Source organism: Rhizobium sp. YTU87027, assembly GCF_050644135.1.
GTDB lineage: Bacteria > Pseudomonadota > Alphaproteobacteria > Rhizobiales > Rhizobiaceae > Rhizobium.
The window spans coordinates 1,424,153-1,445,201 of the sequence record NZ_CP098441.1; the positions used below are offsets into that span (position 1 = coordinate 1,424,153).

Below are 21,049 nucleotides of genomic sequence, written 5' to 3' on the forward strand. Positions count from 1 at the left end.
CAGCCGCGCCGACACACAGGATGTGCCTTGCCCTTTTTTGCTGTTCTTGGACTGCTAACGTCACTTGACGGCACCTGCCGTCAGGCCGGCAACAATCTGGCGCTGCGCGAAGACGGTCAGGATCAACACCGGCAGCGTGACGATCAGGGCTGCCGCTGCAAGTGGACCCCAGCTGACCTGTTCGAACGACAGCATGTTATAGACCGCAACAGGGAGCGTTCGCGTTTCACGGCTTGCAAGGACGATGCCGAAGACGAAATTGTTCCAAGAAAAGATCACCGACAGGATGAAGGCAACGACGATCCCCGGCCTGGCGATCGGCAGGGCCACCAGGCGGAACACCTGCCAGGGCGTTGCCCCGTCGATGCTTGCGGCTTCCTCCAGCTCCATCGGTGTCGTTTCAAAATAGCCGATCATAATCCAGACGACGATTGGGACTGTAACGACCAGATGGATGATGATCTGCGGCCACAGCGTGCCGAGCAGGTTCAACCACTGGAACAGCAGGAAGAGCGGAATGAGGAATGAAAGGCCGGGTGTCATGCGGGCGATCATGATAACGACGGCCGACTTTTCTGCCTTAAGACGAGCAATGCCGTATCCGGCGGGCACACCGATGACCAGCGCCAGGAGGGTCGCCGCGCCGGTGACGAGAACCGAATTCCAGAGATAGAGAAAGAAGTTGTTTTCCTCGAATACCTTGACGTAGTTCGACCAGGCCAAGCGTTCGGGGATGAAGATCGGCGGATAGGCGCCATTGTCGATCTCATATTTCAGAGACAGTGAGATCATCCAGAGGAAGAACAGAACCACCGGCGACACCATCACCAGCGCCACGAACAGAAGTCCGATACGATCAAGGGCCTTGCGCTTCATCAGCGTGTCTCCCCATCGGACCAGTTGGCGCGCTGCTTGACCATCAAGAGAATGAAGGAAAGGACCACGATCAACACGAAGAAGACAACCGCCATCGCTGAGCCATAGCCGATGTCGTAGTAGGAGAAGGCGGTGTTGTAGAGGTAGATATTGATCGTTTCCGACGCGGTGCCGGGGCCGCCTTGTGTCATCGCGTAAATGATATCGAAGCTCTTGACCGCATCGATACTGCGAATGATCACGGCGATCATCAGGAACGGCGCGATCATCGGCAGCGTCAGGTAACGAAACTTCTGCCAAACGTTGGCACCGTCGATTTCTGCGCTCTCATAGGGTTCGCGCGGTACTGCCGCCAGGCCGCCAAGCACGATCAGCATGACAAGCGGTGTCCACTGCCAGGTTTCCACCAGCACCAGCGAGGGAATGACGCTGGTCTGGTTATAGATCCATTCCTGCGGACCAATCCCGATATAGGAAAGCAGGTAGTTCAAAACGCCGAGCTGGGGATGAAACATCATCGTCCAGACGAGCGCGACGGCGACCGGAGTTGCCATCATCGGCATCACGAATATGCCGCGCAGGATGCCGCGCAGCGGAAACTGGGCATCGAAGATGAGCGCGGCCAGCGTTCCGAGGAAAAGCGGAGCTGCGACCGACAGGGTTGTGTAGAGCAGGGTATGCCACAGCGAGTCCCAAAAGCGCAGGTCAACCGCCAGGCGCAGGTAGTTGTCCAGCCCGGCAAAAACCTGTGCCTGGCCGAGTGTCCAGCTGTTGACGCTCATCCACAGGGTAAAGACCCAGGGGAAAACGATGACAGCCGCCACGACGACCAGGGCGGGGATAACGAAAGGCCAATAATTGGGAGCAAACCGAGACGGTTTGCTCCCCTGCTTGGCCTTGACCGCAGTTGCGGTTTCCATGCTCACCGAAGCCATTATCCCTCGCTTCGTGCCAGGACCGGCTCGAACTGGGCTGTGGCAGTCTTCAACTCCGTGGCCGGATCGGCACCGCCGATCATGTTGGTGAGACCGACCCCGTAGATATCGCGGAACTCCGTGACCGGTATGATGATCGGCAGGGCAAGCTGCGACACCTTGGCGGAATTGGCAACGGCATCGAGCCACGCGGCCGGCATCTTCACGCCTTCGCGCACTTTCTGATCCTCGAGCACCGACTGGCGGAACGGAACGCCGGCCCCGGCCTGAAGCAGGCGTGCCCCCATGTCGTGGGAAATGGCCCACTGGCAGAAGAGATATGCGGCTTCCTTCTTCTGGCTTGCGGCGACCACGCCAAGGCCGTCGCCGGTGGTTGCCGCGGCCTGCGCCTTCGGCCCTTTCGGCATGACGCCATATCCGACCTGGCCAACGACACGCGATTTTTCCGGGTTTTCGATTGGCGGCGCAAAGCCCACGCCGTCGAGCCACATGCCGATCTTGCCCTGCAGGAAGGCCGACTGGGCTTCCGCCCAGTTGAAGCCCGAGACACCGGGAGGAGCGGCCTTGGTCATCAGCCGCTGGTAGAGCTTGGCGGCTTCCACGGCCTCATCCGAATTGGTGCGCAGCTTGCCATCAGGCCCGAGCGGGCTCGATCCATAGCCGAGCAATAGCGTCGTCCAAACCGGCGTATTGGCATTCTTGAGGCCACGGGCGACGAAGCCGTAGGTGTTGGTCGACGGATCGGTCAACGCCTCTGCAGCATGTGCCATCTCCTCAAACGTGGTCGGATAGGAAAGCCCCTTCTTTTCAAAGAGCGCCTTGTTCCAGTAGACGATCCAGTAGTCGACAGAAAAGGGCAGGGAGCGCAGGACACCATCAGAATCCTTGGCGAAGGTCATGCCGGCTTCGGCAAAGTCGCTCTCAACCAGGGACGGATCGGTGAGCGAAGGATCCTTGAGCAAGCCGCTGATATCGGCAAGCCAGCCACCCTTTTCGAACTGTCGCTTCTGGACGTGATAGCTCATGTGCACAACGTCGAAACTCGGCTTGCCGGAGCTCAGTTCGATCGTGGTCTTCTGGCGCTGCTGCTGTTCAGGCGTCGCTTCCGCATTGACCTTGATGCCGGTCAACTCTTCAAACTCGGCAAGATACTTGATGAGCGTTTCGCTGCGCGGGCTCTTGACCAGATTGACTTCCAGTGTCGTCCCGGCAAAGCGTTTCCAGTCGACTGCCGCCGATGCCGAGCGAACGCCCATGAGGCTGCTGGCACCAAGCGCCGCTGTGCCGGCGAGAAAGCCGCGCCGGGTTGGATTCAGGAATGATGATCGCATGTAACTCCTCCTCTTTTGCCGTCGGTCTCCTCACCGCCGGCTTGTTATCAACTAGATCCTTAAGGCGCGATCCCTCGCGTGATTGATGTGGGCGGCGAGGCTGTTTACCGCATCCTCGGCCGATCGCCTTTCGATCGCCTCAAGAACCTTCAGATGCTCCCCCATGACCGGGCCAACACGCCCGTCGATACGGAAACGCTCCTGGCTGATCAGGCGCATCTTGATCGAATTAACCCGGTAGGCATTGGAGATGATCGTATTGCCAAGCGCGTCGATAAAGGCGTCGTGCATGCCCCAGTCGACGGCTTGAGCACGCACTTCCAGCTCATGCGAGGCGTCGCCATTGGCAATGGCGTTTGCGATATCGCGATGCTGCTTCAAAAGTTCGGCGATCGCCTCGTCCGACGCTGAGCGCGTGAAGAGCGCCACGGCCTCCTTCTCGAGGAAGAGCCGAAGCTGGAAAGCCTCGCGAATGAGGTTGAGGTCGATATGAGCGATCTGCAGCCCACGCTGTGGGACCGTCTTGATCAGCCCTTCCGCCTCAAGCCGCGGGATAAGTTCGCGGATCGCCGCGAGCGTCAATCCGGTCAGTTCGACCAGACGGCGCTGGGAGACGAACTGACCCGGACGTACGTCGCGTGCCAGCAGGTGGCGTGTGAAGCTTTCATACGCCTTTTCCCGCAGCGTCGGCTGCTCGTCCATTCCGTCCATTGCCTCCCCCTCGTACATGGCGCTTATGCTGCTTTGGAGCGGAAAAGCGCATCAAAGGCAAGCGCAAGCTGCTCCTGTCCCTCGCTGGAAATCGAAACGAGTGGCGGTCGAACCGCAAGCCACATCTCCTCCCCGGCAAGACGGGCGACCATGACCTTGACGGCCGGTGTCACCGGGTACTTCAGAAGCTCGGCAACAAAACCCTCTACGCGGGCATCGTCCCTGCCTTCTGTCGCCATCAGCTTGACCTCGGCAGGCAGGAAGTTCGCCATGCCTGAGATCGCGCCCTGGCCGCCGAGGCGCACGCCCTTTGCGAGGTGGCGCTCATCGCCGATCAGAATAATGAGATCGCCGTGGGCTTTCAGCAGGCTTTCGGTAAATGGCCAGTCGCCGGACGAATCCTTGACGCCGGTGACGACCGCCGGAAAAGCTGCACGCAAACGCCCGATCAGCGACACAGTCAGCGGCACCATGGTTACCGAAGGAATATTGTAGACAATGACGTCGCGCGCTTTGTCGCCGAGGATCGCAAAGACGGCAGAGAACCACTTGAAAAGACCGTCATCGCTGACATTCTTGAAATAGGAGGGCGGGGCCAGCAGGATGTTGCGCGCACCACGCGAAAGAGCGTTTCCGGCCTGAACCGCAGCGTCTTCGGCAGCATCGACCAGCACGCCCATGACGATCTTCTGGGGCGCGATACCAGCGTTGAGAAATGCGGTGAGGATGTGCTCACGCTCCTGCGTCCCGATCGACGATCCCTCTCCCGTGGTGCCAAACAGCGTAACGCTTTCACATCCTGCCGCAAGGCATTGTTTTGCCTGCTCAACCATCACATCAACGGCGATTTCGCCCTTGGCGTCAAACGGCGTCGCAAGCGCAACGGAAAGCCCGAATTTCTCAGTCAATGTCATGTTCTCCCAGTCGATGGGTTAGACGTAGCAGACTGACATGTTAGTTGTAAATAGGTAATATTCGCATGCGCGCCGATTGCGCGCGAGCGGGCAGGAAACCTGGCAGAAGAGGGACGCCGCAAGGGCAGGCCGAGCTTCAGATGCCGCTTTCCTTTACGGCCTCCATGGCTACGAAAGTTGACGTGCTGGCAACGAAAGGAAGGCTCGATATCTTTTCACCGAGCACCAGCCTGTAATTGGCAATGTCCGACGTGCGTATCTTTAAAAGATAGTCGAAAGCGCCGGCGATCATGTGGCACTCCTCGACCTCCTGCAGCTTGCGTGCGGCGATGTTGAAAGCCGTCAGCGCGTGCTCGCGCGTATCGGAGAGTTTTACCTCGGTGAATGCAACGTGATTCTTGCCGAGTTTTTTCACATCGACGATGGCGCGAAATCCAAGAATATAGCCATCTTCGATCAATCGCTTTAATCTGACTTGGCACGGTGTGTTGGAAAGGCCCACTTTCTTGGCGAGGTCGGTAATCGACATGCGGCCGTCGGCGACAAGGGCCTCGATTATCTTATGGTCGAACTGGTCGATTTCCCTGTTATTTGTGACGAGACTCACGATATTCCCTTTAGTCTGCGCTTAAATTAGGAAAATATAGTTCTCAAACGTAAATTTCAAGTGAACTCCACTTTTCAGGAACTGCTATGGATCTTCTACTATCCCGACCTGGAGCAAAGAGATGACGATCACCAACGATGCGGTGGCGAACAAGACCGGTGACACGCAGCCTGGCGGCGCAAATTTCTTCGAGGATTTTGCCCCGACAGTGCGACCGCAAAGCGATCTGCGGCGCGCCATCACGGCCGCTTACCGTACACCGGAGACCGTTTGCGTCCCACGGCTCGTTGACGCCGCCAAGCTTCCCGAAAAGGTCAGGCAGGATGCGGCGACAACCGCCCGCACGCTCATTGAAGCGCTGCGCGCCAAGCACAAGGGCACTGGCGTCGAAGGTCTCGTTCACGAATATTCGCTTTCAAGCCAGGAAGGCGTTGCGCTCATGTGTCTGGCGGAAGCCTTGCTGCGCATTCCCGATACGGCAACGCGCGACGCCCTGATCCGTGACAAGATTGCAGAAGGCGATTGGAAATCGCATCTCGGTGGCGGTCGTTCGCTCTTCGTCAATGCCGCAACCTGGGGATTGGTGGTAACCGGCAAGCTCACCGCGACAGTCAACGATCGCAACCTCTCGGCAGCGCTTACCCGCCTGATCGCGCGCTGCGGCGAGCCTGTCATCCGGCGCGGCGTCGACATGGCAATGCGCATGATGGGCGAGCAGTTCGTCACCGGTGAGACGATCGACGAAGCGCTCCAGCGGGCAAGGCCGCTGGAACAGCGCGGCTTCCGCTACTCCTACGACATGCTCGGCGAGGCGGCGACCACAGGCGCCGACGCTGAGCGCTATTACAAGGATTACGAAGCAGCGATACACGCCATCGGCAAAGCCTCCGATCGTCGCGGCATCTATGAAGGCCCCGGCATTTCGATCAAGCTTTCCGCCCTGCATCCTCGCTATTCGAGAGCTCAGAGCACCCGCGTCATGGGCGAGTTGCTGCCGAAGGTCAAGGCGCTTGCGGTGATCGCCAAATCCTATGACATCGGCCTCAACATCGATGCCGAGGAGGCCGATCGGCTGGAGCTGTCACTGGATATCCTTGAAACACTGTGCCTCGACGAAGACCTTGCCGGCTGGAACGGCATGGGCTTCGTGGTCCAGGCCTACGGCAAGCGCTGCCCCTTCGTCCTCGACTTCATCATCGATCTTGCTCGTCGTGCCGGCCGCCGCATCATGGTCCGCCTCGTCAAGGGTGCCTATTGGGATGCCGAAATCAAACGCGCGCAGCTCGATGGCCTGGAAGACTTCCCGGTCTTTACCCGCAAGATCTATACCGACGTCTCCTACATCGCCTGCGCCAAGAAACTGCTTGCAGCAACCGACGCGGTCTTCCCGCAGTTTGCCACCCACAACGCGCAGACACTTGCCACCATCTACCATATGGCCGGCTCGGACTATCATGTCGGCAAGTACGAGTTCCAGTGCCTGCATGGCATGGGGGAGCCGCTATACGACGAGGTTGTCGGTCGGCAGAACCTCAACCGTCCGTGCCGCATTTACGCCCCCGTCGGTACCCATGAAACCCTGCTTGCCTACCTCGTGCGCCGTCTTCTCGAAAATGGTGCAAACTCCTCCTTCGTAAACCGCATTGCCGACCCCAATGTCTCGATCGATGAGCTTGTTGCCGATCCGGTCGAGATCGTCGCCAAAATGCCGGTGCCCGGTCAAAAGCACGACAAGATCGCGCTTCCTTCCGATCTGTACGGTCAGCGCCGCAACTCTGCCGGCATTGATATCTCCGACGAAACCTCTCTGCAGGCACTGACCGAAACACTGAAGGCGAGCGCCATCGTCTCGTGGACGGCCGCGCCAACAAGCCAGACCGACGCGACGCCAGCGGCCCGCGACGTTCTAAACCCGGCCGACAGCCGTGACGTTGTCGGCACGGTGCGCGAAGCGACCACGCAAGAGGCGGCTCACGCTGCCGCGATCGCCCTGAAAGCGGCCTCGTCCTGGGCATCGGCACCGCCCCTCGAAAGAGCGGCCCTGCTTGATCGTGCTGCCGACATCATGCAGGCCAAAATGGAGACGCTTTTGGGCCTCATCATCCGCGAAGCCGGCAAATCGCTGCTAAACGCGGTTGCCGAAGTGCGCGAGGCCGTCGACTTCCTGCGCTACTATGCCGAGCAGACCCGCCGTACGCTTGGACCCTCGCACGCGCCGCTCGGGCCGGTCGTGTGCATCAGCCCCTGGAACTTTCCGCTGGCAATCTTCACAGGCCAGGTTGCTGCAGCTCTTGTCGCCGGCAATCCCGTCCTTGCAAAGCCTGCAGAAGAAACACCGCTGATTGCCGCCGAGGCCGTTCGGATCTTCCACGAAGCCGGTATTCCTGCCGACGTCGTCCAACTGCTTCCCGGGGACGGAAGGGTAGGGGCCGCCCTGGTCGCAGCACCTGAAGCCGCAGCTGTTATGTTTACCGGCTCGACCGAAGTCGCCCGCATCATCCAAACGGAACTTGCCAAACGCCTCTCAAAGGACGGCAAGCCGATCCCCTTGATTGCCGAGACCGGCGGTCAGAATGCAATGATCGTCGACTCCTCGGCGCTCGCCGAACAGGTGGTCGGCGACGTGATCGCCTCGGCCTTCGACAGCGCAGGCCAGCGCTGCTCCGCGCTCCGTATCCTGTGCCTCCAGGAAGACGTCGCCGATCGTACGCTGACCATGCTAAAGGGCGCGTTAGGCGAGCTGACGATCGCCAACACCAACCGGCTGGCCGCCGATATCGGTCCGGTAATCACCGCTGAAGCCAAGGCCATCATCGAGGCGCACGTTGCCGCCATGGGCAGCGCCGGATGCCCGGTCGAGCGCGTTGACTTACCGGACGCAACCAAGCACGGAACCTTCGTTGCACCAACGATCATCGAGATCGACAAGATCTCTAAGCTGAAGCGCGAGGTCTTCGGCCCCGTTCTGCACGTCATCAGGTGGCGGCGAAAGGATCTCGCTCGCCTGATCGACGAGATCAACGGCACTGGCTACGGCCTGACCTTCGGTCTCCACACGCGCCTCGACGAAACGATCGCGACCGTCACGTCACAGGTAAAGGCCGGCAACCTCTATGTAAACCGCAACGTCATCGGGGCCGTGGTCGGCGTCCAGCCTTTTGGCGGCCGCGGCTTGTCGGGCACGGGTCCCAAGGCCGGCGGTCCGCTCTATCTCGGGCGGTTGGTCACGACGCCACCGATCCCGCCGCAACACAGCTCCGTCTACAGCGATCCCGCTCTTTCCGATTTCGCCAAGTGGCTGGACCAAAAGGGCCTTTCAGACGACGCAGAAACGGCGCGCCATCTCGGCAGCCAATCGGCTCTGGGGCTGGAAACCGAGCTCGCAGGTCCGGTCGGCGAGCGCAACCTCTATGCGCTTCACTCGCGCGGCGCGATCCTCTGCTCTGCGGTCTCTCGGACCGGCCTCATTCGCCAGGTGTCGGCGGTTCTCGCCACCGGTAACAGCGCTGTCATCGACGCTGATGACAGCCTCCGCTCGACCCTGAACGGCGTTCCCACGAGCGTCGCTCAACGGATTTCCTGGCAACAGGCAGCCGCAAAGGCCAGCCCAATGGCCGGCGCGCTGATTGAAGGCGATGCCGACCGGGTCTCGGCCATGCTCGCAAAACTCGCCGCGACGCCCGGTCCTCTGCTGCTTTCCCAGGCAGCCTCGACTGAGCGCCTTGAACGCGATCCGGACGCATACTGCCTGAACTGGCTTTTGGAGGAAGTGTCCACTTCCATCAATACCGCAGCGGCCGGCGGCAACGCCAGTTTGATGTCGATAGGGTAGGCGACCGGCGGCGCCAGCCCCGTGTCGTCGCCGCCGGCCATGGCCACTAAGCGCTCATCCTTCGTGACCGCGATATGGGATTTCGAACCGCAGAGAAGATTGAGACGAGGCGTTGACGAGGCGACTTTGGCAGTCCGCTCGCAAACCGCACGGCCGCAAATGTCAGAAGGCGCATTGGCACTTTGCCTCACTAGTCTCGATTGGCATTTGCGCCTCGACCGAGCAGATGGGCAGCCGAACGCCAGGCGTGGTGCGCGATTTGGTCAAGCCGTCGGGCAGCGTCGATCCGACCGAGGGCATCGGCCGCAGTCAGTTCGCCCTCAGCAACGGAGGCGAGGGCCGCCGCGCGGTGGTCGCGTTGCAGGGCCTCCAGCTCGCTTGATGCCGCCTCTGCTTCGTCGAGAGAGGCGGCGACCTCGTTCGAAATGCTCCAGCCGATGGAGGCGGCTTTTGTGCTGAGAGCAGACTCCGAGGTGATGGAGCCACCGATCGCCTGTGCCGCACGCATGGCCCGAGCGCATAGCTCTGCAGCCCGAAGATTGCCGGTGGCCTGAGCCGGATGCCCCGGCGAATTGCCGTCGGTCAAGATTTCTGCGAGACGAGAGGCGTGGTCGAGTGCGTGCAGCGTGCTCGTCATGCGCAATCGCTCGGCATCTGTCTCGGGCCCTTCTCGCAACTCGGACAAGAAAGCCCGTACTTCCGAAAGCGCACCCGCCGCCTCGGCGGCCGCCGCCGATGGGACGGCTCCGCCGGCAAGCATCGCGGAAACGGAAGCCGTGGACCGCCCGAGGACGCCGGCTATGACACGCCGGGCGGTTTCGACCGCAACCACCGCACTGGCAAGTGCGCTTGGATCGAGAGCGCGCTGAAGCGCCGTCTGCCTGGAGGGCAACAGCCGCTCCACGATGCGGGTGAACCACTGTGTCGCTGGAAGCAGCACCGCGACACCCACGACGTTATAGGCCGTATGATAGGCGGCAAGGAGCGTCATCCCATCGAGCGATGTCATGAAGGCCTTCATCAGCGCCGCCGTGACCGGAAATGCGACGATTGCGATAACCGCTGCGATAAGCTTGAACAGCACATAGGCAAGAGCCAGGCGCTTGGCCGTTGCGCTGGCGCCTATGGCTGCCAGTGCGGAGCTCGTTGCCGTTCCGATGTTCTGACCGATGATCAGGGCTGCACCCTGTTCCAGGCCCACCGCACCGGCATAGTATGCCGAAATGGTAACGGCGATCGAAGCTGTCGATGACTGCATGACGGCGGTCATCGCCAAGCCGACGACCACCAAGCTCATGAGACCGACCGACCCTTCGATCCAGCCGACACCCGGCGTGCCGAGGACGGCGGGCAGGTCGGACGGGTGCAGACTTTCGGCGAGGCCTGCCATGCCCTGCTGCAACGTAGTCAGCCCGTAAAGTACCAGCGCAAATCCTGCGAGCGCGCCGCCCGCTGCCGCGATCCGCCTGCCTCCCAGCAACTTGGCGAGCGAGCCTAAGAAGATAAGCGGCAGCGCGTAAGTTGAAAGCGAGACGCGCACACCAATCAGCGCCACGAGCCAGGCCGTTCCGGTCGTGCCCACATTTGCGCCGAACACGAGACCAAGCCCCTGCGGAAACGTCAAGAGCCCGGCGCTGACGAGGCCAATCGTCGTCATCGTCACCGCGCTCGACGACTGTACGAGCAGTGTGACGATTGCGCCCCAGAAGGCTCCTGAGAGCGGCGTCGCCGCGGCCTTGCCGAGAACAGTCCGCAGTGCAGATCCTGCCAGCGCCTTCAAACCGTCAGTCATGACGGTCATGCCGAGCAAGAAAAGCCCGATACCCCCGAAAACAGCAACTGTCGTAGCCATGCGCGTTCCGCCCGTCTGCGCCCGCTTCAAATCGCGACTAAGTCATAGCATCGCAAGCATGATTGTCCAAAATCGAGCGACGCACGATGTACGTTTAAAGACGCGACACTGCCATGATGTCACGCTGTCTGTAGCTTCTTCAAACGCCAGCCAGGCATAAATCAGGCTGACGGCCAAGCTGTGAAGTCTGCACCAGGTGGGGAGGGACCGAAAACCTCCGCCCTTCCAACCTGGTAACATTCACATGGCGCAAACCGGTGTCCCGGAATGATGCCATGCCGTTTAACGTCAGGCACCTCTACCGCATCGCGAAGAGCTCCTGGTGGAAGCGCCGATTTACGGGAAAGCCCCGCGCAGCGAAGTCGCGCTTTAATGCCTCGCCAAAGCCTATCGGGCCACAAAACCAAATGCTTGCGTCACGCCAGTTGGGAACGGCGGCTCGAATGCGCTCGCCCGTCAGGCGGCCGTCGCGTGCATCGATCCACAAATGCAGTCGGACTTCAGCCGATTTGGCATCAATAGCCAGCTTAGCAAGGGCTTCTTCATCGACATCGGTGGTGCTGTGGAACAGATCCGCCGTCTGCCCATCGGGCCAGTCGGGCGCTGCCTTTTGCAGTGCCATATGCTTCATCCGCGCAACAAAGGGCGTGATGCCGATCCCGCCGCCGATCCAGATCTGATATTGACAGTCGTCATCAAAGGTAAAGCAGCCATAGGGCCCTTCGATCTTCACCTCTTGGCCGACCGCAAGCTTTTCGCGCAGGCGGCCGGTATGGTCGCCCAGTTCCTTGGTGATGAAGGAAATTCCCGGGTTTTCATGATGCCATGCCGAGGCGATGGTGTAGGGATGGGCGCCCTCCGTGACATCCGATGTGGCAAAGGCGAACTGGCCTGGCTTGTGACCCGGCCAGCCTCGCGGCACCTCGACCTCGGATTCCAGCACGCGCACCCCTTGGTAATAGCGAAGAGAGATGATCCTGCCCTTCACCTGCCGGTCCACACCTACTCGACGCAGGAGGACGATGGTTGCGGCCCATGTGCCGTAGGCGAGCAGCACCGCCGTCAGCCATCCAACAGGGGATACCCAATAGCTGAACTTGACGAGCACAACCGTGTGGAAGACCAGAGCGAGATAGGCGACGGCAAGAAGGCGGTGCGTTCTATAGAACAGTCGATAGGGGAAATGGTGCACAAGTGCCAGTGCGATCAGGAGCACGGCGGCGTAAAAGGCCCATTCGCCAACGGTCTCGGCAAAACCGCGCAAACTCCCCAGTAATGCTTGGACAGGGTTGTCGATCAAAGGCCGCCCGCCGCCCGCCGGGCGCTCGAGCCAACCCCAGCCTACTGCCCATTTCGGTCCCTGGGCCCAGAGCCAGTGCCCGATGCCAACGACGAGGGCCGTGATGCCGAGCCACTTGTGCAGGCGGTACATCTTGTCGAGACCACCAAGCCATGGTTCCGGCCAGCGCGGCCGCAAGGAAAGAACCATCGCGACGCTCATGCAACCGATCGCGATGATGCCGGTGAACTGCATCGCCAGTGCACGAACGCCGAAGAAGCTCGCTGGCTGAAGGATTGCCGGCTCAGCAGCCGACCACAACAGGGTCAAGAGCGCGAGCATGCCCCAGAATGCATGCTTTAGGTTTCGCATGGGCGTTGCCTCCAGGAAAATCCATTACCCCAGGAGACCTCTGGTGTGACGCGCTCCGATGGAAAGAGGTCGGACGAAACGGCGCTACCTGACGCATCCGGGTCGCATGTCATCGAACTGCGTCCCAGATATCCGTGTCACCAATTGATGGCCCACCACAAAAGCGCGCCGGCGACGCCGACGACCATTACGACGTAGATAATCCGCGACGCCATCTTACCTCCAGAAGTTCTAGTCTCAAATTAGACAATCTTAGGTGGGCAACGTCAAGCGCGAGGACGACGATATGTCCGGACGCTCAGATGCTCCCTGAGGTTGAAAACGTTGCGATGTAATGCGGCTGCGTGGTGATGCCACACTTCTTTCGAACCGCTTGCTGGAAAGGACCGCTGACGCCAGTACCTCGCCGGTCGCGCTAGTTTCTGGATGCTGGGACGAGACCTGCCCGGCGCGTCATCCGCCTGGGGCGATGACGAAGCGTCGTGACGTCGCCCGCGAAAAAGTTGCGGTAGGGGAGGCCGGTGCCTGCTCGGTCATAGGAATCGATTATCACGACAACGTCACGTCATCGCTCAGATCGCCAAGTGCGCCAGACGATGCCGCGTTTGCCAGAAAGCTACCAGCGTAGCATGCGCCGTCCGATCAACAACCCGGCGACCGTCACGATGGTGACGGCGAGGCCATACCAGCTCGCCAGGAACAACGGACTGTCATCCGGGCAGTGCCAGGCATAGATTGCCGCCGCAATACCGCCGGCGGCCAGCCCGGCAACGGCGCCTGCAAGCCCCGGATTGCCGGGAGCGGCGTTTTTCAGGGCCAACAGGAAGCCTGCCAGCGGTGCTACCGACAGGATGGGGATAAAGAAGACACAGAAGGCGGCGTTCTTGCCGATCATGCTCGTCGTCCAGCTCTCCTGCGGCACGACAAAAAGCTCGGCGATGATGGCAGCAATCAACAGCGCGGCAGGCACGAGCAGCGCCACACTACGTGCCTTCAGCGGAACGCCGGGCCGGCCGATCTGGAAGACAAGACGCGATGCGACGATCGCCAAGAGCAGTGTCTCGCAGATCTTGAAGAAGACGCGTGCCGTCGCAAACACGGTCTGCATATTGTGCCTGACGCCAATCGTCGAAGCCATGAGCGCGACTGATATCGCGACACCGATCACCAGCGCCAGCGACAGCATGCGGCCGAGCCGCATGCCGACAGGGGCGTCTTGCGAAAGAAGGTTGATCAGGTCATCCGTTTTCAAGTTCGTCACTCCGGTAAAGGGCGGCTAGCGATTTCAACGCCCGGTGAAGGGCGACACGCACCGCGCCTTCGCTCATCTTCAGCCGCTCGGCGGTCTCCCGCACGCCCGCGCCCTGAATGGAAATCGAGCGCACGATATCGCGCTGCGGATCCCTGAGCCGTTCCAATATACGTTCAGCGTCGAGCCGATCCAGCGCGTCGGTCTGTTCTTCCGCTCCAAGCGTTGCCATCACGTCCTCGATCGGCACGCTGATGTGCCGACCACGCCGCCGCAGACTGTCGATCAGCTTGTTGCGCACGATCGTCGACAGCCAGGGACCGATCGGCCGCCCCGGATCCCAGGTTCCGCGCTTCAGGTGAACGGCAAGCAGCACTTCCTGCACCACGTCCTCCGCCTCGCTCGGCAGCGCGCCGAATTGATCGCAGCGCCTTCGCGCGATGGCGCGCAGATGCGGCGTGACTGCCGACAGGAAGCGATGGTAGGCCTGCGTGTCGCCATTCATGGCGGCACGCATCCAGCCTGCCCATTCCTCTTCACGCGCCGAATATTTCACCCTTCTATCCTCTACGTGCGGATCTACGCTTTTGTTACCGCTCTATGCAGATTCATTTTGAGAATCCACAACTCCCGGACTGCTTGTGTCGCGCACATGCGGCACGGGCATGAGCCTTACCGGAAAATCGTCGTTTGCCTCGCTCGGCAATTTACAGGGATCACGCATTCGTTACACCCGCCCCCTGTAACAAAAACCTCCCTGCTTACGAGTACCGTCCGTGCCCCGACGGAAGGGGCTTAACAAGCAATGGAGAATTCGAATGCTTAAGACTTCCATCAGCGCCGCCCTTCTCGCCAGTGCGGTGACGACCGCCCTCGCAACGGTCGCAAGCGCCGGCCCCCTTACCAAGGCGGAAGCCAACGCTGCGATCGCCGCCCACAAGGAAAAGTGCTTCGGCGTCGCGCTCAAGGGTCAAAATGATTGCGCTGCCGGTCCGGGCACGACCTGCCAGGGAACGTCCGTCAAGGATTTCCAGGGCAATTCCTGGAAGTTCGTTCGCGGCGGCACCTGCGCATCGCTCGAGCTGCCGGGCGACCGCCATGGTTCGCTGATGCCGCTGAAGCGCGACATCTAAGCGTCTGGCAGGAAAGCGGAGGCGAACATGACCAAGACCGACGGGACTACCATTCTGCCCGTGGAGGCGGAAAGCACGCCCCGCTTTCCGACCTATTCTGTTGCAGGCCGGGCCGGTACCAGCTTCAAGCCGGAGCACCTTGCGGCGATCGCCGCAGACTCCGGCCAACAAGGGTTCTTCGAAGTCCACGCCGAGAACTATATGGGCGCCGGCGGCCCGCCGCATCGCGCGCTGGAGAGAGTGCGCCGCGACCACCCGATATCGCTGCACGGCGTCTGCATGTCGCTCGGCGGCCCGCGGCCGCTCGACAAGGAGCATCTGAGCCGCTTCAAGACCCTCATCGAGCGCTACGAGCCGGCGCTGGTCTCCGAACATCTGGCCTGGTCGACGCATGCGGACACTTATCTGAACGACCTTTTGCCGTTGCCCTATACCGGTGCGACGCTGGCCTACGTCTGCGACCACGTGGATCAGATGCAGGCCGTGATCGGCCGAACCATCCTGCTGGAGAACCCGTCGACCTATGTTCTTTTTGCAGATTCATCGATGAACGAAACGGACTTCATCCGAGAGATTTCCCGGCGAACCGGATGCGGGCTGCTTCTCGACATCAACAATGTCTTCGTCTCCGCAACCAATCACGGCTTCTCTGCGCTGGAGTATCTACGCGACTTTCCACTCTCCAAAGTCGGCGAGATCCATCTCGCAGGCCACACCGAACAGGAAGACGACGAGGGCGAACTGCTGCTCATCGACAGCCACGACGGACCGGTGGCCGATGCCGTCTGGCGGCTCTACGAAATCGTCATTGCCCGCGGCGGACCGATCCCCACTTTGATCGAGTGGGACGGCAAGATTCCGGATTGGCCCGTGCTTCGTGCCGAAGCGCTTGCTGCACAGGCGATCCTCGACGGGCATGCGTTTCGCAGGGAGGCGTCCCATGTGCCCGGCTGACATCCTGCCGATCCGGTCACCGGCGCCGGACTTCACCGAGCAGTTCTGCGCCGCACTGCTGGTGCCTGACGCCCCGGCGCCGGCGCTGGTCACCGGGCCGGCAGGCAAGCGACCGGAGAAGCGCTACAATGTCTACCGCAACAACGTCACGGTGGGCCTCATCGAGGCGCTTGCCTCCATCTTCCCGGCCGTCCAGCGCATCACCGGAGCGGACTTCTTCCGCGCCATGGCGCGGTTCCATATCCGCGAGACGCCGCCGACATCTCCGTTGCTATTCGAATATGGCCGGGAGTTTCCTGCCTTTATCGGCCAGTATGAATATGCGCAGGAGATGCCGTGGCTTGGCGATGTGGCACGGGTCGAGCGGGCTTGGCTCGATTCCTACCACGCGGCGGACGCGCCAGTCGTCCGCCCGGAAACGCTCGCAAGCGTTCCTTCGGAACGCCTGGGCGATCTGAAGTTCAAGCCTCACCCCGCCATGCGCGTGATCTCCTCCAACCACCCCGTCGTGACCATCTTCGCCCTGAACCGGATCCCTCAGCCGGTCGGCCGCGTCGATGATGTTCCGGAAGACGGCTTGATCACGCGCATCGCGGACGAGGTCGTCGTCCGCCGGCTTCAACGCGGCGGCGCGGCCTTTCTCAAAAGTCTTATCGCTGGCGGCTCTCTCGAAATTGCCGCCGCGGTCGCCCTGCATGACAACCACAATTTCGACCTATCCGCCATGATCGCCGGGATGATCGAGGCCGGCGCCTTTGCCAATATCGAGATGGAGATCTCTGATGTCGAACATGCTTGATTCCGCACCCCGTCGAAGCGCTCTGAACCCATTGGCGAAACTGATAGCGACGGCCGGCGGGCTCGTCCGGACGATTGCGCAGCCCGACCTGGTCCAGGCGGTCGTCCGCCTGGCGCTTGCGGTACCCTTTTGGCGCTCCGGCATCCTGAAATGGGATGGATTCCTTCGACTCAATGATACCGCGATCGATCTCTTCACACAGGAATTCATGCTGCATCTTCCAGGCGGGCCCTATCCGTTCCCGGCGCCGGCAACGATGGCGTTCCTCTCGGGCTGCGGCGAGATCGTCTTCCCGATCCTCCTGGTTCTCGGCTTCGGGACGCGCTTCGCCGGCACGGGTCTTCTTGTCATGACATTGGTCGTGGAACTCACGGTTCCCGACGGCTGGCCCGTTCACATCACCTGGGCGGCGATGGCGCTCGCGATCATGCGATGGGGGCCGGGTCGATTGTCGCTCGATCATCTCATCCGCCGCTTGTGGGCGCTGGAATGATGCGGCGGCGGGTTGAGAAGGCCGGTCTTGCCCCGGCCCGGGAGCGACCCCACTCAGAAGCGATTAGCGAGATGAACTGACACGTTTACCGTCATGACTAAAATCACTGGATGTTTCTCGAAACGAAAGATGACGCGAATTGGAAGTTCTCTCCGCACGCCGATCACTGCACCAGAAAGGGCTGGTCTCCTGGGCCCGCTATATCTGGTCGGTGAGGGGGCGCGACAACAGACGAGGCCACGACCGATGCGACCCGCACGGGCGAAAGCGAACGACAAGATGAATCGAGCGGCTGGAGCAGCAAAAGCGCCAACAGTTTACGTTTGCCACCGTTTCACTTGTTCAAGCTGGGGGCGCACGACTTACTGCCGGTGCTCAGTTGAGTTCTTGCGCGAGGCCGATGAGAAGTCCTTCAGGCCCGCGGATGTAGCAGAGCCGATAGGCGTCCCGATACTGAACGACCTCGCCCACAGGCTGCGCACCGCATGAACGAAGCCTTTCGAGTGTCTCGTCGACATCATCAACGGTGAACATCGCTCGCAGGTATCCAAAGGCATTCACCGGGGCGTTCCTGTGATCCTGGACGACAGCGGGGCTGATGAAGCGGGAGAGCTCCAGCCGGTTGTGCCCGTCCGGTGTGCGCATCATCGCTATCTCGACATGCTGATCGCTCAATCCCGTGACGCGTCCGGCCCATTCTCCTTCGATCGTGGCGCGCCCTTCGAGTTCAAGGCCCAGCTCGCGAAAGAAATCGATCGCCACTCCGAGGTCCTCGACGACAATGCCTATGTTGTCCATCCGCTTGAGCGCCATGTTTCCATTCTCCAACTTGTCCTTTGCCATTCGAGGACGCGCATGAGCCGTCGTTTCCGACATCGCTATCGAATTTCTGGAGAGATGCACCGCCTGCCGTTGCCCACGCTGCCACGAGTGTGCGAACCTCCGGGTGACGAGAGCGCTCCCCATGGTTTCGGAAATCCGCCAGGGTGATCCAATAACTGGATCAATTGAACCACAAAATGGATCACCCTTGGACGTTTCAGTCCGGATGATCCACCCCGATATCCTTCCTGAGCCTATATGATAGCTCCGCAAAGTTTTGAGGTCTCGCCGTCCTGCGTGGAAGCCATCTCGCTATCGGCAGAACGGCGAACAAGTCCAAAATCGACCGAACGCTCCAAGTCGCAAGCCTAGATTCCGTGCTCGGATACACGTGTTTCTTCATGATGGTTCGCGGCGATTTCGACCGCGCCTTCTTCCAAAGTTTGGGAAGGCAGCCACGGCTGGTTGGAAACCCATGGGCCGCGTGCTGCGTGAAGACGCCTAACCGCGAGATTGTCAGCTTGATGAGGACTGGCCCGGTTTCAAAGCCGGACGATCATTGGTATCTCAGATCGCGGTGGCGTGGGATATGAAATCTTCTGCCATTGCACGCCTCCTTCTTGTTTCGACCGTTGCGGAAGATAGCCGAAGCGATAGTACCTCGCAACCCCGACGGTCTACAGCCATTTAACCAACATGACGCGCCCAACCAAAGCCGGAAGACGCGCACCTCGTTAAGACGGTTTCCTTCTCGTCGACCGGATGACCGTCGGGCGCTTCCGGGAACTGTTCCCTCGTGCTCGCTGGAGCGATCGGCTGCACGCATGGACGGTTCCTGGCAAGACGACGACGAGCCGGAAGAGCGGCGCAAGCGGGTTGAGGCGCCTACGGAGGAAGAAGACAAGGCCCGACGACGATCCTTCGAACGAAGGCGTTGCCGTTTGCCGGCGCCGAGCGACTTGCCCCCGTTGTAGCGTCCGGAGGCGATGCCGGCCTATGAGATCGTCGTCATCACGCAGATGACTGGGGAGCTGGTCGACCGGGGGAAGTCGCCGACGCCGCGCGCGCTCATCGAAATCAGTCCCGTTCGCAATCTCCCACGTCATTAAACCGGGGGAGAGTGACATTCCAACTTTGCAGAAACAGGACACTTTGACTTTGCGGCGGAGAATGAAGAATCCAACCCGAGCGCATCTTGCCATTTTGAGGGTAGGGATTGGCTTCCGTCTTGCACATGCGCCACAAACACCTCGACGGTTGATGCAGCGCAATGCCGACCCGTCATCGGGAGCTGGAGGATCGGCTTCAGCGAGCGGCGCTTTTCAATCCTTCCACAAAGCGGATCACCCTGCCGACCGTGCCGTCGTTCCAGATGTCGTTGTGGCCCGCACCGTCGTCAATCACCATCTGCTTGGGTTCGGGGGCAATCCGATACAGTGCCTCGCCCGAAGAGAGTGGGATGCTGTCGTCGCGGCGACCGTGAATGAATAGCTTCGGTTGTCTCACCGCCGCTATTTTAAGGTCCGAGCGGAACTGATCCCTGAGCAGAAGCGCAACCGGATAGAACGGATAATGCGTCTGCGCGACCGATAGAACCGACAGGTACGGGGACACAAGGATGACACCGGCGGCCGGCCTCTGCGCTGCCGTGTCCAGGGCGACGCCGGTGCCTAGCGACCGGCCAAGTACGACAATCTCACCTTTACCGTGTGTCGAAAGCCAGTCGAACGCGGCGATTCCGTCGGCGAGCAGGCCCTTTTCACTCGGCGAGCCAGTCGATCCCGGATAGCCGCGATAGGAGACCGCCAGCAAGCCGATGCCACGCGCGGCCAGGGCGCGTGAGAGAAAGCCGTAATTGTCGACGCGGTCGCCATTGCCGAAAAACAGCAACACGCATGGTTTGTCTAATGCACTGTGGCTATAGAGGCCGTGAAGCGTCTCGTGGTCTGAGGTGATTATATGGACGTTCTCGCCCCAGCTCGCTGTCTCGGGAACAGGGGCGGCGTTGGTGCCGGGATAAAGTAGGGCGCGCTGCGAAAGAAACACCAAGCCGACAACCGAGATATAAGCGAAAGCCGCCGCCACCAACAGGATCAGCAGCAGCTTTGTGACGCTCATATTAAGTATAACCCAACGACGGTCATCGTGAGCCTTTCAGCGCAAGCTCGGTCCGTTGGCGAGTGCATCGGTGACCACCAGTCATACCAAATTTCGAAAATTGGCGCGATATCGATGTGATCGGCACACCGTGTTCAGGCAAGTTGTCAGGATGGCCATGTCCGCGTTCTGGGGCAAGGGGCGGCAGGGCGTCCGCCGCTAAGACAGTTCCGCAAACTCCGTTGTCAACAGATTGGGGACTTGGCAAGGATTCGTTGAGAAAGTCGGGCCACGATTGCCGCGACCGGTCGAGCGCTGGCTCAAAGATCGGAGGTAAGTCCTGTTCGTTGTCGCATCGTGCTCATAAGCAAAGTTCCGCTCCATGGAAAACAGACAAGGCATACTAGCGGCTTCATGTGCCAAATGCGGGGGACATCGCGCAAATGTATGTTTTCTTTTTGTTCAGATATCAATGAGGCATCGAGAGTATTTCTAAAACGTGCTCTTCAGCAACTTATACTAGAAATAACACCCTCGCAATCGGAATGAATCCCTGTGTGGGTTAGCAGCACTTCGAAGGCGATCAGTTTGGACGCTGCGGCGCCTCCGCCCGGAGCAATTCTTCGAGATGATCTGTATCGTTGTGGCGCGGATTAATTGTGCTCTGTCATCATCTGAGCGGATAACAACGCGGGGAAAATCCTGTTTCTTATGCAGATGTCCAATCTGAAAAAGGCCCCATAAGACGACGCCTGATCTTTTAGCAAGCACCCAGCACTTGTTCTGCCGGGGC

General features: G+C 60.4%; 18 protein-coding genes. 6 read left to right on the forward strand and 12 right to left on the reverse strand.

The window, feature by feature from the left end:
- Positions 1–60: 60 nt before the first annotated feature.
- The 6 genes from NBG89_RS25605 to NBG89_RS25630 all read right to left on the reverse strand — a co-directional run bounded on the left by NBG89_RS25605 (position 61) and on the right by NBG89_RS25630 (position 5,296).
- The gene (locus NBG89_RS25605) at positions 61–876 is read right to left on the reverse strand and encodes a carbohydrate ABC transporter permease (protein WP_431323125.1); all 816 of its coding nucleotides are present in this window, start codon (positions 874–876) and stop codon (positions 61–63) included.
- Positions 876–1,811 carry a carbohydrate ABC transporter permease gene (locus tag NBG89_RS25610; RefSeq protein WP_431323126.1) on the reverse strand — a complete coding sequence of 312 codons (936 nt, stop codon included), beginning with the start codon at positions 1,809–1,811 and terminating at the stop codon, positions 876–878. Before NBG89_RS25610 ends, NBG89_RS25605 begins: the two co-directional genes overlap by 1 nt.
- Complete coding sequence (locus NBG89_RS25615) at positions 1,811–3,142, reverse strand: ABC transporter substrate-binding protein (protein WP_431323127.1); 1,332 nt, start codon at positions 3,140–3,142, stop codon at positions 1,811–1,813. Before NBG89_RS25615 ends, NBG89_RS25610 begins: the two co-directional genes overlap by 1 nt.
- A gap of 51 nt (positions 3,143–3,193) precedes the next feature.
- On the reverse strand, positions 3,194–3,871 hold the full coding sequence (locus tag NBG89_RS25620) for a GntR family transcriptional regulator (protein ID WP_431323128.1): 678 nt from the start codon (positions 3,869–3,871) through the stop codon (positions 3,194–3,196).
- A 5-nt stretch (positions 3,872–3,876) separates the two neighbouring features.
- Positions 3,877–4,761 carry a dihydrodipicolinate synthase family protein gene (locus NBG89_RS25625; RefSeq protein WP_431324552.1) on the reverse strand — a complete coding sequence of 295 codons (885 nt, stop codon included), beginning with the start codon at positions 4,759–4,761 and terminating at the stop codon, positions 3,877–3,879.
- Positions 4,762–4,903: 142 nt separating this feature from the next.
- Complete coding sequence (locus NBG89_RS25630) at positions 4,904–5,296, reverse strand: Lrp/AsnC family transcriptional regulator (RefSeq protein WP_431324553.1); 393 nt, start codon at positions 5,294–5,296, stop codon at positions 4,904–4,906.
- 199 nt (positions 5,297–5,495) lie between these two features.
- Here NBG89_RS25630 and putA point away from each other — a divergent pair, with 199 nt between their 5' ends.
- Complete coding sequence (putA, locus tag NBG89_RS25635) at positions 5,496–9,206, forward strand: trifunctional transcriptional regulator/proline dehydrogenase/L-glutamate gamma-semialdehyde dehydrogenase (RefSeq protein ID WP_431323129.1); 3,711 nt, start codon at positions 5,496–5,498, stop codon at positions 9,204–9,206.
- A gap of 190 nt (positions 9,207–9,396) precedes the next feature.
- Here the strand turns inward: putA and NBG89_RS25640 are convergent, their stop codons facing one another.
- The 4 genes from NBG89_RS25640 to NBG89_RS25655 all read right to left on the reverse strand — a co-directional run bounded on the left by NBG89_RS25640 (position 9,397) and on the right by NBG89_RS25655 (position 14,514).
- Entirely contained in the window at positions 9,397–11,058 is a 1,662-nt protein-coding gene (locus tag NBG89_RS25640; RefSeq protein ID WP_431323130.1) for a Na/Pi cotransporter family protein, read from the reverse strand.
- A 298-nt stretch (positions 11,059–11,356) separates the two neighbouring features.
- The gene (locus NBG89_RS25645; protein ID WP_431323131.1) at positions 11,357–12,709 is read right to left on the reverse strand and encodes a ferredoxin reductase family protein; all 1,353 of its coding nucleotides are present in this window, start codon (positions 12,707–12,709) and stop codon (positions 11,357–11,359) included.
- Positions 12,710–13,325: 616 nt separating this feature from the next.
- Positions 13,326–13,961 carry an NrsF family protein gene (locus NBG89_RS25650; RefSeq protein WP_431323132.1) on the reverse strand — a complete coding sequence of 212 codons (636 nt, stop codon included), beginning with the start codon at positions 13,959–13,961 and terminating at the stop codon, positions 13,326–13,328.
- Positions 13,948–14,514 (reverse strand): sigma-70 family RNA polymerase sigma factor, encoded by a 567-nt coding sequence (locus NBG89_RS25655; RefSeq protein WP_431323133.1) that lies wholly within the window; start codon positions 14,512–14,514, stop codon positions 13,948–13,950. The genes NBG89_RS25650 and NBG89_RS25655 overlap by 14 nt, the downstream gene beginning before the upstream one ends.
- A gap of 262 nt (positions 14,515–14,776) precedes the next feature.
- Here NBG89_RS25655 and NBG89_RS25660 point away from each other — a divergent pair, with 262 nt between their 5' ends.
- Genes NBG89_RS25660 through NBG89_RS25675 form a run of 4 tightly spaced genes read left to right on the forward strand, consistent with a single transcriptional unit; the run spans position 14,777 to position 17,337 of the window.
- On the forward strand, positions 14,777–15,091 hold the full coding sequence (locus NBG89_RS25660) for a BufA1 family periplasmic bufferin-type metallophore (RefSeq protein WP_431323134.1): 315 nt from the start codon (positions 14,777–14,779) through the stop codon (positions 15,089–15,091).
- A 27-nt stretch (positions 15,092–15,118) separates the two neighbouring features.
- Positions 15,119–16,045: an MNIO family bufferin maturase gene (bufB, locus tag NBG89_RS25665; protein ID WP_431323135.1), complete on the forward strand. Its 927-nt coding sequence runs from the start codon at positions 15,119–15,121 to the stop codon at positions 16,043–16,045.
- Positions 16,032–16,844, forward strand: coding sequence for an HvfC/BufC N-terminal domain-containing protein (locus tag NBG89_RS25670; protein WP_431323136.1), 813 nt, complete (start codon positions 16,032–16,034; stop codon positions 16,842–16,844). The genes bufB and NBG89_RS25670 overlap by 14 nt, the downstream gene beginning before the upstream one ends.
- Positions 16,837–17,337: a DoxX family protein gene (locus tag NBG89_RS25675; protein ID WP_431324554.1), complete on the forward strand. Its 501-nt coding sequence runs from the start codon at positions 16,837–16,839 to the stop codon at positions 17,335–17,337. The genes NBG89_RS25670 and NBG89_RS25675 overlap by 8 nt, the downstream gene beginning before the upstream one ends.
- Positions 17,338–17,712: 375 nt before the next feature.
- Here NBG89_RS25675 and NBG89_RS25680 read toward each other — a convergent pair whose 3' ends face one another.
- On the reverse strand, positions 17,713–18,150 hold the full coding sequence (locus tag NBG89_RS25680) for a VOC family protein (protein WP_431323137.1): 438 nt from the start codon (positions 18,148–18,150) through the stop codon (positions 17,713–17,715).
- A 995-nt stretch (positions 18,151–19,145) separates the two neighbouring features.
- Between NBG89_RS25680 and NBG89_RS25685 the strand changes: the two genes are divergently transcribed.
- Positions 19,146–19,268, forward strand: a complete 123-nt coding sequence (locus NBG89_RS25685) for a hypothetical protein (protein ID WP_431323138.1) — start codon at positions 19,146–19,148, stop codon at positions 19,266–19,268.
- A gap of 196 nt (positions 19,269–19,464) precedes the next feature.
- On the opposite strand, the gene NBG89_RS25690 is transcribed toward NBG89_RS25685, so the two are convergent.
- Entirely contained in the window at positions 19,465–20,277 is an 813-nt protein-coding gene (locus NBG89_RS25690; protein WP_431323139.1) for an alpha/beta hydrolase, read from the reverse strand.
- Positions 20,278–21,049 lie beyond the last annotated feature (772 nt).